Source organism: Micromonospora sp. SCSIO 07396, from assembly GCF_053667945.1.
Genome location: NZ_CM132210.1, coordinates 1,042,147 through 1,057,457, shown reverse-complemented (window position 1 = coordinate 1,057,457; position 15,311 = coordinate 1,042,147). Strand labels below are relative to the sequence as shown.

The window sequence follows — 15,311 nt, the reverse complement described above, 5'->3', positions numbered from 1 at the left end:
ATCTGATGTGTACCGCTACCGGACGCCGAAGCGGTGTCAGTTCACCTCTTGCGGGGCCGTCAGGGTTCACCCGGTGAGCGAAAATTGTGGTCCGTGACCGGGGGAGGGGTGGGGCCGTGGAAATGCGCCTGCCGGAGCCGGGTGACGCCCTCACGGGGGTGGAGATGTTCGCCGGGCTGGAGCCGGAGGTGCGCCAGCGGGTGATCGCCGCGGCCGTGCCGCGCACCTATCGCAAAGGTCAGTTGCTTTTCGTCGAGAACGATCCCGGCGAGTCGCTGATCGTGCTCCGCCGGGGGGCGGTGGCGGTGTTCCGCACCGCACCGACCGGGGAACGCGCGGTGCTGTCGGTCATCCGACCACCCGACGTGTTGGGCGAGGTGTCCCTGCTGGACGCCTCCACCCGTTCCGCGTCGGCCGAGGCGATCGAGGACTGCGCGGCGCTCGCCCTGTCCCGCCCGGCCTTCATGGAGCTGGTGCACTCCAACCCGCGCATCCTGGACGCGGTGATGCGCTCGCTGGGTGCCCTGATCCGGCGGCTCACCGAGCAGAACGCCGACCACGTCTTCCTCGACCTGCCCGGTCGGGTGGCCAAGACGCTGGTCCGGCTGGCCGGTGAGAGCCAGGCCCCGATGATCACCATCGAGCTCAACCAGAGCCAGCTGGCCGAGATGGCAGGCGGTTCCCGGCAGAGCGTCAACCAGGCGATCGGTTCCTTCGCCAGCCGTGGCTGGCTGCGTACCGAAGGTCGTCGGATCGTGGTCACCGACGTGGCGGCGCTGCGCCGACGCGCCGGCATGAGCGACCGCTGAGCAGGGGTTTCCCCGGGCGGTGACGCCCCGGGGGTGACCGGGAACGCCACAGCGGCGCGGCCGGCGGACCGAGGTCCGCCGGCCGCGCCGGTCGTTCACTTGCCGCTGTCGTCGGCCGGCGGGGCGCCCGGCCCCGGTCCGATCTGGTCCGGCGGTGTACCCGGCCCGGGCCCGATCTTCTGTGGCTTCGACGTCGTGGTCGTGGTCGTGTCCGAAGTCGTCTTGCTGTCGGGGTTCTCCACCATGCCGTGCTCCTCCATTCTGGCGAGAGTGACCGCGTCGACGTCGACCGTCTCCCCGGGGGACCGGACGGTGCCGTCCGGATCGGTCCAGTAGGCGGACAATCGCACCTGCACGGCACTCTCCTGACAGTGAGTTTTCCTCGTGAGGAACACTAGTGGCGGCCGACCAGCCGCAGGGTCCGCCCGCACGTCGGGTACCCGACTGGCCCTCCGCGGCGGGATAATGGGATCTCCTCACGTACGGAGTTCGTCATCGACCTCAAGTGTGGACACTGCTCACGGGCGGCGGGACCGGACGACCGCTTCTGCGGCGGCTGCGGACAGGCGCTGACGCTCACCTGTGCCTCCTGCGGCCACGGCAACAGTCCCGAGGCCAACTTCTGCACCAGTTGCGGGCAGCCGCTGCGCGACCACGCGGTCACCGTGCAGGAGGACCGCCGCCAGGTCAGCGTGCTGTTCATCGACATCGTCGACTTCACCACGTACGCCGAACGGGCCGACCCGGAGCAGGCGCGCAGCCTCCAGCAGGCGTACTTCGCCACCGTCCGCAGGCTGGTCCACCAGTACGGCGGGGTGGTGGAGAAGTACATCGGCGACGCGGTGATGGCGCTGTTCGGCGCCCCGGTCGCCACCGACAACGACGCGCTGCGCTGCGTACGGGCCGGGTTGGAGCTGCAACGGAACCTGGCCCGGCAGGCCGCCGGCCCGCACCCGCCGCTGGGTTTCCGGGTCGGCGTGGCCACCGGTGAGGCGCTCGTCGACCTCTCCGCGACCCGCGACGGCGGCCAAGCGTTCGTCACCGGCGACGTGGTGAACACCGCCTCCCGGTTGCAGGCACTGGCCCCCACCGGCGGGGTGGTCGTCGACGAGAGCACCTGGTCGGCCACCCGGCACGAACTGGAGTACGTCGACCGGCCGCCGGTCACCCTGCGGGGACGGTCCACGGTGAGCCGGATCTGGCTCGCCGTACGGGCCCGGCCCCGGACCGACCCGCAGGCCGCCGAGCTGACCCCGATGGTCGACCGGGAACACGAACGCGGCCTGCTGGTCAGCGCCCTGCACCGGACGGTCACCGAACGCACCTCACAGCTGGTGACCGTCTTCGGGCCAGCCGGGGTGGGCAAGAGCCGGCTGCTGCGGGAGCTGTCCCGGCACGCCGCCAACCTGCCCGGCCAGCGGGTCACCTGGCTGGTGGGGCAGTGCCCGCCGTTCGGCGAGAACGTCACCTACGCCGCGCTGGCGGACATCGTCAAGGGGTGGCTGGGCGCGCCGGACACCGACGGCCCGGAACCGCTGCGCGACCGGCTCCGCGACCGGCTGCGGCAGCTCGACGACCCGCACGCCATGCGGTTGGCCGGCGCGCTCGGGCCGCTGCTCGGGATGACCGGGGAACGGCTCACCCCGGGTGAGACCGAGGCGGCCTGGCGACGGTTCCTGCTCACCCTCGCCGGGCGCGGCCCGACGGTGCTGGTCTTCGAGGACATGCACTGGGCCGACCAGGCGATGCTCACCTTCGTCGAGCAGCTCGGCGCGGCGGCCCGGGGCGTACCGCTGCTGGTGGTGGCGACCGCGCGGCCCGAGCTGCGGGAGCGGCAACCGGCCTGGACCGGCACGATCAGCGGCGCGATGTCCATCTCGGTGCCGCCGATGCACGACACGGACATCGACACCCTCTATTCCCTGCTGCTCGGCCAGGCCACCCTGCCGGCCGCGTCGCGGGCACCGCTGATCGAGTTCGCCGACGGCAACCCGCTCTACGCCCAGGAGTACGCCCGGATGCTGATGGACGGCGGGCTGCTGGAGCCGAGCGCCGCCTTCGATCCGGCCGGCACCACCGACATGCCGCGTACCGTGCAGGCGGTCATCGCCAACCGGCTCGACCTGCTCGACCCGGCCGACCGGGCGGTGCTCCAGGCCGCCGCCGTGGTCGGGGTCCAGTTCTGGCCGGCGCCCGTGGCCGCCGCCCTCGGCCGGACCGTCGAGTGGGTGGAGCGGGCGCTGGACCGGTTGCAGCGCCGGGACATGGTCTTCGAGCTGCCCACCTCCACCATGGCCGGTCAGCCGGAGTACCGCTTCCGGCACATCCTGGTCCGTGACGTGTGCTACCAGCGGCTGCCCCGGGCCGAACGGGTGCTGCGCCACCAGCGCACCGCCGACTGGCTGGCCCAGCTCACCCAGGCCGGCCAGCAGGACCTGGCCGAGGTACTGGCCAACCACCGCTGGACCGCCCACGAGATCGCCCGGACGGTCGGGCTCGACCCCATGCCGTACGCGGTGGCGGCCCGCACCGCGCTGCACCGGGCGGCCCGCCGGGCGTACGAGTTGCACGCGCTGGAGAACGCGGCCACGCTCGTCGGCCGGGCGTTGCAGGTCGGCGGGGCGCCCGACCCGGGGCTGGAGCTGTTCGCCGCCCAGTTGGCCCTCTTCCGGGACGGCGACGCGTTCCTGGTCGACGGGGGGACCGAGGCGTTGACCGGGCTCACCGAACGGTTGGCCGCCGTCGGGGACCGGTCCGGCGCGGCCCGCGCCTGGACCCTGCTCGCCACCGCCGCCTGGAGCCGGGCCGACCGGTCCGAGACGCTGCGCTGCCTGGACCGGGCCAACGCGATCTACGCCGAGCTGCCGGAGTCCGAGGAGAAGGCCGAGGCGCTGCTGGAACTGGCCCGGGTCCGGATGCTCAACGCCGAGACCGATCCGGCCTGCGTGGCAGCCTCCGCGGCGGCCGAGCTGGCCGAGCGGCTGCGGCTGCCCGAGGTACGGGCCAACGCCCGGATCACCCTGGCGGTGGCCCGCTACATGGCCGGCGAGGAGCAGGCGTACGCGGAACTGGCCGAGGTGGCCGAGCAGTGCCGGGTGGACCGGCTGGTCAGCCGACGCCGGGCGGTGCACAACCTCGCCTGGGCGGCGCAGGAGGAGGGTGACCTGGCCCGCTCGGCCCGGCTGGTCGACGAGGGGCGTTCGCTCGACCCGGGGGGCGGGCACAGCCTGGCGACCAGCTTCGCCGACAAGTGGGCGCGGGCGTACTACGCCGGTGACTGGGTGGCGGCGCTGGAGCTGGGCACCGAGTCGACCCGGTTGCCGACCGCCGAGTGGGACCTGCACATCGTGGCGGTCTCCGGCTGGATGCGGGCGCTGCGGGCCGACCCCGCACCGGGCGCGGGGGAAGCGGGCGGGGATCACGATCTGGTGGTCCAGGCGCTGGTCGCCGCGCGGCGCAGTGGTTTCCACCGGGTGTTGCAGTCGACGCTGGCGCACGCGGCGCTCTGCCGGGCGGTCCGGGGTCGCCGGGACGAGGCGATGCGACTGCTGGTGGAACTGGACGAGGACTGGAGCCGGACCCGGATGATCCCGTTCGCCGAGTGGGTGCCGGCGGTGGGTCACGTCGCCGCGGTGCTCGGCCCGGACGCCGCCCGGCTGGTGCACGACATGCTCGCCCGGTCGCCCCGGGTGACTCCCTGGGTGGAGGCGGCCGGGCAGGCCGCCGACGCCACCCTGGCCCTCGGCGACGGGGACGCCCGGCGGGCCGCCCGGTTGTTCGCGGCGGCGGCGCAGCGCTACGCCGGGATGCCCGACACCACCGACCACGTGCTGACCACCGCGCTGTCGGTGCCGGCGTTGACCGTGGCCGAGCCCGCCCAGGCCGCGGCCACCCTCGACCGGGTACGCGACTTCGCCGACCGCAACGCCATGCCCGGTCTGCTCCGGCTGGCCACCCGGGCGGCACCCGACCGGAGCTGACCGGGGTCGGTGATCGACCCGCCTGGGCCGACAACGCGGTGTCCGGAAGACCTGATGGCGCTGTTCGGGCCCACAGGAGTCGATCACCCGTGAGCGACGGCCCCGGGGCGGTCACGGCCGCGACGGGTCGCCCGCCCGGGGGGCAGCGAGCCAGCCGGGCGGGGCCCGGGAGAGGTATTCCACTTTCGCGTCGAATGTGACTTCTTGCGGGTGGGGGGCGGCTACGCGGCGGGCGGCGGCGACCGGGCCGGCCGCCGGCCGGGGGCCCCGGCCCGTCGGCGGGCAGCTCCGGCACGCCGCGCGCCGGAGCCGGCGCGCCCGTCGGGTGCGGCGGACCGCCGGTCAACGGCACTACCAGCCGGTACGGCACCGGATTCCCGCCCCGCCCGCCGCCGAAGGCCCCGGGTCGGGGGCCGTCCGGGCAGGTCGCGGGGGTGGTGGGTGGCCCGCCCGGAGGGCCGTCGTCGGGCCCGCCCGTCGACGGCGCGGCCGACGAACCACGAGCGGCGCGCCACAACGCACTCCCGGAACCGGGTGCCGACGTGTCACGATTCAGAGCACGGCGTACGGGGCGCCGACACGACCGCACCGGCAGGTGCGCGGAGGAGGATGTCCGGTGTCAGCGGGTGGCGCCCGCCGGGGACGGCGGGACAACGGGCTCGACGCGAGCGAGTACGCCGTCGCGGGCGACGTCGACCCGCGGGTCGGTGAGCACCTGCTCGACGTGCTCGCCGCGGGCGGGATCGCCGCCTACCTCCAGCCCTCCGCCGACCTGAACCCGATCACCCGGACCACCACCGTGCCGTCCCGGCCGGTGGACCGGCTCTACGTCGACCGCTCGCACCTGACCACCGCCCGCGACTACCTGACTCAGCTCGCCGACGAGGCGACGCCGGAGCCGGCCCGCGCCGAGCCGGACGTCGACGCCGAGTGGGAGCGGCTCGTCGCCGCCTTCCACACCGCGCCGGCCGCCGGCAGCCATCCCTGGCCGGCGTCCGAGGACATCGACGACGACGGGGCCGATCCGGCCGCCCGCGCGGGCGGGCCGACGACCAGGGCGGACGAGCCGACGGGTCCGACCGCCACCGACGTACGCCGGTTGCCGTACGCGGCCGACATCTCCGGCATCTCGGTGACCCCCCGGGGCCGGCAGCAGGACGAGCCGTCGCTGCTGGACGGCCTGGACACGTTCGGGGCCGACCTGCCGGACGACCCGGAGGAGGGCTACACCCCGCCGCCACCTCCGCCGCTGCCCCGGATCTCGAAGTACGCGGTGGTCGGGGTGCTGGGGATCGTGCTCGGTTTCGTGCTCTTCCTCAACCCGTCGCTGCTGCCGGTGGACGCCTCGGTGGTCACCCTGCTCGGTTTCACCGGCATCCTCGCCGGGTTCGTCACGTTGATCTGGCGGCTGCGCCCCGGCGACGACGACGATCACGACCCCGACGACGGCGCGGTCGTCTGACCCCTGCGGCACCCCGTCGGGGGCGCCCCGCCACCCGCCCGCATCCCGGGACACCGCAGCCCTGACGCCTGGCGTAACAGTGGTGTAACTTACGGTCAGTAGGAATACCGTTGTAGGTCACTTCACCCACCGACTGCCCGGTTGTTCCTTGCTCGCGTGGTCGGTCCCCTGCCGATCGGAATGCCCGAGATGCGACAGAGTTCACTGGTGGTGGTGGCCAACCGGCTCCCCATCGACGACAGCGTGGCGCCCGACGGCGCCTGTGAGTGGCGGCGCAGCCCCGGCGGGCTGGTCAGCGCGCTACATCCCCTGCTCCGGCAGACCCCGGCCACCTGGGTCGGCTGGGCCGGCGGCACCGGGCCCGCTCCCGTGCTGCCCGACGTGGACGGTGTGCACATGCGGACCGTCCCGCTCAGCGCCGACGACCTGCGTGACCACTACGAGGGCTTCGCCAACGCGACGCTCTGGCCGCTCTACCACGACGCGGTGGAGCAGCCCGAGTACCACCGCCGCTGGTGGGAGGCGTACCAGCGGGTCAACCAGCGGTTCGCCGAGGCGACCGCCGAGGTGGCCGACCCGGGCGCGGTGGTCTGGGTGCAGGACTACCACCTGCAACTGGTCCCCGGCCTGCTCCGCGAGCTGCGGCCCGACCTGCGGATCGGCTTCTTCCTGCACGTGCCGTTCCCGCCGCCGGAGCTGTTCATGCAGCTCCCCCGCCGGGCGGAACTGCTGCGCGGGATGCTCGGCGCCGACCTGATCGGGTTCCAGCGGGCCCAGGCGGCGCACAACTTCGCCCAGCTCGCCACCAAGGTCCTCGGCCTGCCGGCCACCGACAGGCGGATCGGCGTGCAGGACCGGGTGGTGCGGATCGGGGCGTACCCCGTCTCGATCGACACCGCCGAGATGGCGGCGCTGGCCGCCCGGCCGGACGTCACCGCGCGGGCCCGCCGGCTCCGGCACGACCTGGGCGATCCCGAGCGGGTCATCCTCAGCCTCGACCGGATGGACTACACCAAGGGCATCGAGCAGCGGCTGAAGGCCTACAGCGAGCTGCTCGCCAGCGGTGACGTCAAGGTCCGGGACACGGTGCTGGTGCAGGTCGCCATGCCGAGCCGGGAGCGGGTCGGCCAGTACCAGATCCTGCGGGACCGGATCGAACGCGAGGTCGGCCGGATCAACGGCGAGTTCGGCCGGGTCGGCGAACCGGCCATCCACTACCTCAGCCAGCCCTTCGACCGGGCCGAACTGGCGGCGCTCTACCGGGTCGCCGACGTCATGGCGGTGACCCCGCTGCGCGACGGGATGAACCTGGTCGCCAAGGAGTACGTGGCCGCCCGGGTCGACGACACCGGCGCGCTGCTGCTCAGCGAGTTCGCCGGTGCGGCGGCCGAGCTGGACCGGGCATACCTGGTGAACCCGCACGACCTGGACGGGCTCAAGCAGGGGCTGCTGTCGGCGCTGCGGGCCGGGCCCGCCGACGCCGGTGACCGGATGCGGGCGATGCGCGACCACCTGCACCGGCACGACATCCGGGCCTGGGCCCGCTCGTACCTCAGCGCCCTGGACGACACCGGCTCGCTGCTCACCCGGCTCAGCAGCAGCGGCTGACCGCACCGACCGCCGGGACCTACCCCGGGCGGCGGGCCGCCGCCCGGTGCGGTCCCGGCGGTCAGCTCCGGGCCGGGTCCTTGACCAGCCAGTCCAGGAGCGCGTCCAGCGGCTCCCGCCAGCGGGTGTCGAGCATCAGGTCGTGTCCCATGTCGGGGAAGAGCAGCGGGGCCGCACCGTACCGGCGGGCCGCCCGGGTCAGCGCGGCCGGCGGGACGACCCGGTCGTCCGGGCTGCCCAGCACCAGCACCGGCGGGCGACCGACCGCCGGCTCCGCCGCCCGGCCGGCGAGTAGCTGCCACTGCGCCCGCCGGCCGGCCCGGCCCAGCCGGGCCAGGTGCCGGCGGGCGTCCGCCTCGGGCAGTTCCCGGCTGAACAGTTGCCGGCGGTGCAGCCGCAGCGCGCCACCGAACAGGGCGGGCAGGGTGCCCAGCGGGTTGGCCCGCAACGCCGCGACGGCCGTGGCCGCACCGCCGAGCACCGGCGCGACCAGCACCGCCGCCCGGGCCGGGTACCGCGCCAACGCGTGCGACACCACCAGGGCGCCCGCGCCGTGCCCCACCAGCACCGCCTGGCGGGGCAGCCCCGCCGCCACCTGGACCACGTCATGGGTGTACGCCCGCAGCGTCGCCCCCGACGCCGGTTCGCTGCCGCCGTGCCCGCGCAGACTCATCGCGTACGCGGGGAAACCGCGCGACGCGGCGTGCTCCAGCCAGTGTTCGGCGAACGCCCACGCCCCGTGCCCGAACCCGGGGACGAACAGCAGCGGCGGTCGCCCCTCCTCCAGCTCCGGGTCGACGCCGAGCACCTCGCGGTGGGCCGGACGGACCGGGTGTGCCCACTCCCGGCCCCGCATGATCCGGACCCGCTGATCGGTCGTGCCGGTCACTTGCCCTCCAGCTCGTCGAGGGCGCGCTGCACCGCGCGCAGGTAGTCGACGTGGCCCACCTCGAACCAGTGCCGGCTGCTGTCCTTGACCTTCCCCGCGTACCGCTCGCCCGCGCCGGCCGCCGCCCGGGAGGCGAACGCGGCGGCCCGCTGCGGCTGCTCGCGGCGCAGCCGCAGCGACCTGGCGAACAGCACGGTCTGCCAGTGCGCCAGGGTGAACACCCCCGAGTCGGGCTGCAACAGCCCGGCCACCGCCAGCGTCGGGTGGCCCGGCGGGAACGCGTGCAGCCACAGCCGGGGACGGCCCGAGCCGTCGGCGTCGCCGAGGACACCCGGGTCGAGGAACTCGAAGCGGGGCAGATAGCCGGTGGCGAAGACGACCAGCTCCGGGTCGATCTCCCGGCCGTCGGTGAGGGTCACCCCGCCGGAGTGGAACCGGGCCGGCTCCGGCACGGGGGTGATCTCGCCGTGGCCGACGTAGTAGACGAGTTGGCTGTTGGCGATCGGGTGCGTCTCGTAGACCCGGTGGTCGGGCTTCGGCAGCCCGAACCGGGTCAGGTCGCCGACGGTCAGCCGCAGCGTCCAGTGGTAGAGCCACTGCCGCAGCCGCAGCGGCACCCGCAGCGCCAGCAGTGCGTCGTTGACCTGGTCGGCGGGGCGGCCGAGGACGTACTTCGGGGCGTACCAGTAGCCGCGCCGGGTGGAGTGCCAGCAACGCGACGCCTGCTGGGCCGCCTCGACCGCCAGGTCGCAGCCGGTGTTGCCGGCCCCGACCACCAGCACCCGCTTGCCGCGCAGCTGGGCGGGGTCCTTGTAGGACGAGGCGTGCATGACCTCGCCCCGGAACTCCTCCAGCCCCTCGTAGCGGGGCAGCTTCGGCGACCAGTTGTGCCCGTTGGCGACCAGCACGGCGGCGTACCGGGAGGTGCGTTCCGGGCCGTACCCGCCGGTGCTGCGGGTGGTGACGTCCCACCGGTCACCGTCGACCGGCACCACCCGCACCACCTCGGTGCCGAACCAGATGTGCCGGCGCAGGTCGAAGTGGTCGGCGTACCGCTCGAAGTAGGACAGCAGCTGACTGTGGTGCGGGTAGTCCGGCCAGGAGTCCGGCATCGGGAAGTCGGGGAACTGGGTGAACGGCCGCGACGAGATCAGGTGGGTGCTGGCGTACACCGGGCTGCGGTCGTGCCGCCAGTTCCAGGCGCCACCGACGCCGGTCTCGCGTTCGTAGCAGTCGACGCCGAAGCCGTGTTCGGTGAGGTTCTTGACGGCGGTCAGGCCGCTGGCCCCGGCCCCGATCACGCAGACCGTGTCGCCCCGGTCGGAGACCGGGCGGCCGTCCCGGTTCGCGGGGAGCGTCGTAGGCTCCGGTTCGGGCCGGCCGTGCTCGGTGGAGGGGGACACCGGGAATCTCCTTATGTGCGGCCAGGTACGCCGGTTCGACCGGCATCCTTCCGGGCCCCCGACCCGTTGTCCAGCCCGGCTCGCGGAGGTGTCGCGGCGCGTCGCGGAGCGACCCCCGGCCGGCCGTGGCGGCCGGCCCGGGGACGCTGCTGCCGGTCAGTCGGTGACCGGCAGCAGCAGGTCGACCAGGACCGGGAAGTGGTCGCTGGCCCGGCGGGTGGTCGGGGTGTCCACCACGTCGTAGCCGACCACCTCGACCCGGGGGTCGACGAAGAGGGCGTCGATGCGGCGGCGCGGGTTGGTGCACGAGTAGGTGTGCCGGTCGGCCGCGTCGGCGGCGATCGCGGCGTCGGTCAGGCCGGCCGCCACGGTGCCCCAGGCCGGGCCGTCAGGCCCCTCGTTGAGGTCGGCCCCGAAGACCACCGGCAGGTCGCTTGCGGACAGCTCCCGCCGCAGCAGCGCCGCCTGGCCGGGCCGCTCGGCCGGGTCGGTGGACAGGTGCGAGCCGGCCAGCAGGAACCGGGCCCCGCCGACCTGGCAGCGGGCGTACGCCGCGCCGCGCAGGTGCCGGCCCGGGGTCAACGGGAACCGCTGGCAGTGCGTCCCGGTCACCCGGACCCGCAGGCTGGTCAGCAGCAGGTTGCCCAGCGAGGGCAGCCCACCGGCGGCCACCACCAGGCCGAACGAGTCGGCCAGCGTGGCGGACTTCTGCCGCCACCGGAACCGGCGCGGCGCCTCCTGCACGATCACCACGTCGGGGGCGGCCTCGCGGACCACGCTGGCCAGCGCCGCCGTGTCGTCGCGCTGGCTGTGGATGTTGTATGACACCACCCGCAGCGGCACCCGGCCGGCGTCGGCCGGGCCGGACCCGGCCGCTCCCGTCGGGGCCGGTGCCGGCGGCGCGGCGGCGGCCCCTGCGGCGGCATCGGCCGGCGCAGCGGCGGCCCCTGCGGCGGCATCGGCGGGCGCGGGGGCGGCCGGGCGCGGCCCGGTCGGCGCGGCGCTCATCGACGGCGGGCCAGGTCGGCGGCGCCGATGACGCCGGCGCTGTTGCCTAGTTCGGCGGGACGCACCTCGGCCACCGGGAGCCGGCTGCGCTGGGCCAACGCGTCGGCGAAGGACCGCCGGGTCGGGCCGAGCAGCAGGTCACCGGCGTCGACCACGCCGCCGCCGACCACCAGCACCTGCGGGTCGAGGATCTGGGCCATGTCGGCGAGGCTGGTGCCGAGCCAGCGGCCGATCTGCGCGAACGCCTCGGCCGAGATCGGGTCGCCGGCCTGGGCGGCGGTGGTGACCATCGGGCCGGTGATCGCCTCGGCCTCGCCGCCGGCCAGCTCCAGCAGGGCGGTGGCGCGTTGCGGTTCCTGCCGGGCGCCGGCGCGGGCGAACCGGACCAGGGCGCTGCCGCTGGCGTACTGCTCGATGCAGCCGAGCCGGCCGCAGCCGCACTGGTGGCCGTCGGGGACGGTGAGCATGTGTCCCAGCTCGGCGGCGATGCCGTGGGCGCCGCGCACCAGCTCGCCGCCGAGGACGATGCCGCCGCCGACGCCGGTGCCGATGGTGAACATGACCATGGAGTCGTCGGCGTCGCGGGCCGCGCCGTGCCGGAACTCGGCCCAGGCCGCCACGTTGCCGTCGTTCTCGACGATCACCGGAAGGCCGGTGGCGGCGCTGACGTAGTCGCGCAGCGGTTCGTCGCGCCAGGCCAGGTTGGGGGCGAACAGCACGGTGGAGCGGGACGCGTCGATCCAACCCGCTGCGCCGATCCCCACCGCGTCGACCTGGTGGCCGGTCGCGAGCTGGGTGACCAGTTCGATGATGACGTCGCGGGTCTTGCCGACGTCGTCCGCGGGGGTGTCCCGCCGGGCCTGCACGAGCACCCTGCCGGTGTCGTCCACGACACCGCCGGCCACCTTCGTGCCACCGACGTCGACTCCGATGGTCAGCGTCACCGCGGCCACTCCCCTCTGCTGTGCTGCCCGACATCGGCCGAAACCGGCCGTACGCTGCCGGGATGTCCGGTGGTCAGGCCCCGTCGCCTGGTGCGTCCCCGTCCGCGCCGGCCGGCGCGCGCGAGGCGGGCACCACGGGACCGTCGGCCGCGGGCCGGACCTGCTGGGCCGGCGCGGCCGGCCCGGCGTCGTCGACGGGCGGTGCGGCGACGGCCGGTTCGACCGTGTCCTCCGCCCGGGTGGCGGCGGACCAGACGTCCCGCTCCGGCGCCGACGCAGAATCATGCCCGGTGCGGGTGGCCTCGCGCCACACATGATCGGCACCGGAATCGGAAGGGCTGGTCGGCGCGGTGGCGTCACCTGACGTCCCAGGGGTTGCTTCCCCTGTTGCGGGCGGGGCGAACGCGCGCATCAGACTGGCGACGCCGGCCGCCAGATCCCCGGCGCCGGTGGCGAGCCGCTCGGCGAATTCGGGACTGGGATCGCGCAGTGCGGCGACGGCCCGGCAGACCGGACAGATGCAGCACTCGGGTGATCCGGTGGCGAAACCCTCAGCCCGGTGGCTGCCGCCCGCCGGCCGGGACACGCCGGCACTGTGACCGAGGACACCCGAGACGATCCCACCGAGCGGACCCCACGGTCCCACCCCCGGACCACCGCCGGCGGACGCCAGCCGGGCCGTCGCGAGCAGCGTGGCGACCAGCCGTTCCGCTTCCTCCCGGGCCGAGCCCGGTTCCGTTGCGCCCATGGTCGGCTCCCTCGTCGTGTCGCCGGCCGTCGCGTCGTTACGCCGCACCGGTTGCTTCTACCCGGCGCTTGAGCTGCTTCAACGCCGTATCCATGATCATTTTCTCGGCCTTTCGGCGAAACATGCCGAGCATGCCCACCGACAACTCGACCTCCAGCGTGTAGGTCACCGTGCAGGTGCCGTCCGGGTTGCCGACCAGGTCGTACGAGCCACGCTGGGACTTCTGCATCGTCGAGGGCGTCACCAGGTGCCACTCGATGCGGGACAGGTCCTCGGCGTACTCGTAGGCCAGCACGTACTCGTCGGCCATCACCCCGGCGTCGATGGTGAACCGGACCTGGCTGGCGTAGCCGTCCTCGTACTCCTCGACGATCTCGGTGCGCCGCACCGCCTCGGTCCACTCGGGGTAGCGCGCGAAGTCGCAGACGACCGCCGCGACGCGATCCGGTGACGCGCCGATGATGATCGACTGGGTGGAGGAGTCCGCCATGGGGGGAGGCTACCCGGCGCGGGCGACGGATGCCCCGCTCCACCCCCCGGGCAGGGGTCGGGCCGGTGGGCGGGCAACCTGGCTGGCGCAACCGCCCGCCCGGCCGGGTAGGTTTCGACCATGCCGGCCCGTGGTCGGCCCGGCCAGTGCGAGCACGAGGGAGTGCAGGTGCGCGAGTTCTCCGTCCCGCCGATCGTCACCATCGGCGACGCGGCAAACCTGACCGACCCGGTCTGGGACAACGCCGAGGCCGCGCCGGACGCGGTGCAGTTCGTCCGGCCCGCCGCCGAGGGCCGCGCCGCTGTCGACGTCACCTGCCGGCAGTTCCGCGACGAGGTGGTGGCGGTGGCCCGGGGGCTGGCCGGCGCGGGCGTGGCCCCCGGCGACCGGGTCGCCCTGATGAGCCGCACCCGTTACGAGTGGACCCTGCTCGACTACGCCATCTGGGCCGCCGGCGCGGTCACCGTGCCGATCTACGAGACCTCCAGCGCCGAACAGGCCGCCTGGATCCTGGCCGACTCCGGCGCGGTCGCCCTGGTGGTGGAGACCAACAGCCACGCCACCCTGGTCGCCGGGGTCCGCGACCGGCTGCCCGAGCTGCGCGAGATCTGGCAGATCGAGTTGGGCGGGGTCGACGAGATCGTCGCCGCCGGCGCGTCGGTCGACCCGGACGAGATCGAGCGCCGCCGCACCTCCGTCCACGCCACCGACATCGCCACGATCATCTACACCAGCGGCACCACCGGCCGCCCCAAGGGCTGCGTGCTGACCCACCGCAACATGTACGCCGACATCGCCAACGCGGTGCCGGTGCTGCCGAACCTGTTCCGGCCGGGCGCCTCGACCCTGCTGTTCCTGCCGCTGGCGCACGCCTTCGCCCGGCTCATCCAGATCGGGGTGGTGCAGGCCCGCGTCGCCATGGCGCACTGCGCCGACACCCGGGACCTGGTCGCCCAGCTCCAGGAGTTCCGGCCGACGTTCGTGCTCTCGGTGCCCCGGGTCTTCGAGAAGGTCTACAACGGCGCCCGGCAGAAGGCCGAGGCCGACGGCAAGGGCGCGATCTTCGACCGGGCCGAGAAGGTCGCCATCGCCTGGAGCGAGGCGCAGGAGACCGCCGGCGGTCCCGGGTTCGCACTGCGCGCCCAGCACGCCGTCTTCGACCGGCTGGTCTACCGCAAGCTGCGGGCCGCCCTCGGGGGCCGCTGCCGGGACGCGATCTCCGGCGGCGCCCCGCTCGGTGCCCGGCTCGGGCACTTCTTCCGGGGCATCGGGGTGACCATCTGCGAGGGGTACGGCCTCACCGAGACCTCCCCCGCCGCCGCGGCCAACCTGCCCACCGGCACGAAGATCGGCACGGTCGGCCGGCCGCTGCCCGGCGTGACCATCAGGATCGCCGACGACGGCGAGATCCTGATCGCCGGTGACCTGGTCTTCCAGGGGTACTGGAAGAACGAGGCGGCCACCGCCGAGGCGCTCGCCGACGGCTGGTTCCGCACCGGCGACCTGGGGCACCTCGACGACGACGGTTTCCTGCGCATCACCGGCCGCAAGAAGGAGATCATCGTGACGGCCGCCGGCAAGAACGTCGCCCCGGCCGTGCTGGAGGACCAGGTCCGGGCCCATCCGCTGGTCAGTCAGTGCCTGGTGGTCGGCGACCGGCAGCCGTTCATCGCCGCCCTGGTCACCGTCGACGAGGAGGCGCTGCCGAAGTGGCTGGCCGCGCACGGCCTGCCCGAGGACACCCCGGTCGGTCAGCTCGTGACGCACGACGCGCTGCGCGCCGAGATCCAGGGCGCGGTGGACACCGCCAACCTGGCCGTCTCCAAGGCCGAGGCGATCAAGGTGTTCCGCATCCTGCCCCGCGACTTCACCGAGGCGACCGGTGAGCTGACCCCCTCGCTCAAGGTCAAGCGACAGGTCGTCCACAAGACGTACGCGGCCGAGATCGCGGAGATCTACCAAGGCTGACT

General features: G+C 74.2%; 12 protein-coding genes. 5 read left to right on the top strand and 7 right to left on the bottom strand.

Annotated features, from left to right (window positions below; all coding sequences use genetic code 11):
- Window positions 1–116: 116 nt before the first annotated feature.
- Window positions 117–809: a Crp/Fnr family transcriptional regulator gene (locus ACWCHM_RS04820; RefSeq protein ID WP_204959319.1), complete on the top strand. Its 693-nt coding sequence runs from the start codon at window positions 117–119 to the stop codon at window positions 807–809.
- 95 nt (window positions 810–904) lie between these two features.
- On the opposite strand, the gene ACWCHM_RS04815 is transcribed toward ACWCHM_RS04820, so the two are convergent.
- On the bottom strand, window positions 905–1,165 hold the full coding sequence (locus tag ACWCHM_RS04815) for a hypothetical protein (RefSeq protein ID WP_204959320.1): 261 nt from the start codon (window positions 1,163–1,165) through the stop codon (window positions 905–907).
- Between the two features lie 114 nt (window positions 1,166–1,279).
- On the opposite strand from ACWCHM_RS04815, the gene ACWCHM_RS04810 reads away from it, so the two are divergent.
- The 3 genes from ACWCHM_RS04810 to ACWCHM_RS04800 all read left to right on the top strand — a co-directional run bounded on the left by ACWCHM_RS04810 (window position 1,280) and on the right by ACWCHM_RS04800 (window position 7,859).
- Window positions 1,280–4,789 (top strand): ATP-binding protein, encoded by a 3,510-nt coding sequence (locus tag ACWCHM_RS04810; RefSeq protein WP_454223018.1) that lies wholly within the window; start codon window positions 1,280–1,282, stop codon window positions 4,787–4,789.
- 616 nt (window positions 4,790–5,405) lie between these two features.
- Window positions 5,406–6,251, top strand: coding sequence for a DUF308 domain-containing protein (locus tag ACWCHM_RS04805; protein WP_421487758.1), 846 nt, complete (start codon window positions 5,406–5,408; stop codon window positions 6,249–6,251).
- A gap of 189 nt (window positions 6,252–6,440) precedes the next feature.
- A complete protein-coding gene (locus ACWCHM_RS04800) occupies window positions 6,441–7,859 on the top strand; it encodes an alpha,alpha-trehalose-phosphate synthase (UDP-forming) (protein WP_204959322.1) in 1,419 nt (472 codons plus the stop codon).
- Window positions 7,860–7,920: 61 nt separating this feature from the next.
- Here ACWCHM_RS04800 and ACWCHM_RS04795 read toward each other — a convergent pair whose 3' ends face one another.
- The 6 genes from ACWCHM_RS04795 to ACWCHM_RS04770 all read right to left on the bottom strand — a co-directional run bounded on the left by ACWCHM_RS04795 (window position 7,921) and on the right by ACWCHM_RS04770 (window position 13,341).
- Entirely contained in the window at window positions 7,921–8,715 is a 795-nt protein-coding gene (locus tag ACWCHM_RS04795; protein WP_454223016.1) for an alpha/beta hydrolase, read from the bottom strand.
- 29 nt (window positions 8,716–8,744) lie between these two features.
- Window positions 8,745–10,151 carry a flavin-containing monooxygenase gene (locus ACWCHM_RS04790; RefSeq protein ID WP_421487757.1) on the bottom strand — a complete coding sequence of 469 codons (1,407 nt, stop codon included), beginning with the start codon at window positions 10,149–10,151 and terminating at the stop codon, window positions 8,745–8,747.
- A gap of 156 nt (window positions 10,152–10,307) precedes the next feature.
- Window positions 10,308–10,994, bottom strand: a complete 687-nt coding sequence (locus tag ACWCHM_RS04785; RefSeq protein ID WP_281902931.1) for an endonuclease/exonuclease/phosphatase family protein — start codon at window positions 10,992–10,994, stop codon at window positions 10,308–10,310.
- A gap of 161 nt (window positions 10,995–11,155) precedes the next feature.
- Window positions 11,156–12,103, bottom strand: a complete 948-nt coding sequence (locus tag ACWCHM_RS04780) for an ROK family glucokinase (RefSeq protein ID WP_204927818.1) — start codon at window positions 12,101–12,103, stop codon at window positions 11,156–11,158.
- 73 nt (window positions 12,104–12,176) lie between these two features.
- Window positions 12,177–12,851, bottom strand: coding sequence for a hypothetical protein (locus ACWCHM_RS04775; protein ID WP_204959324.1), 675 nt, complete (start codon window positions 12,849–12,851; stop codon window positions 12,177–12,179).
- A gap of 37 nt (window positions 12,852–12,888) precedes the next feature.
- On the bottom strand, window positions 12,889–13,341 hold the full coding sequence (locus tag ACWCHM_RS04770; protein WP_204959325.1) for an SRPBCC family protein: 453 nt from the start codon (window positions 13,339–13,341) through the stop codon (window positions 12,889–12,891).
- A gap of 168 nt (window positions 13,342–13,509) precedes the next feature.
- On the opposite strand from ACWCHM_RS04770, the gene ACWCHM_RS04765 reads away from it, so the two are divergent.
- Window positions 13,510–15,309 carry an AMP-dependent synthetase/ligase gene (locus ACWCHM_RS04765; RefSeq protein WP_204959326.1) on the top strand — a complete coding sequence of 600 codons (1,800 nt, stop codon included), beginning with the start codon at window positions 13,510–13,512 and terminating at the stop codon, window positions 15,307–15,309.
- Window positions 15,310–15,311 lie beyond the last annotated feature (2 nt).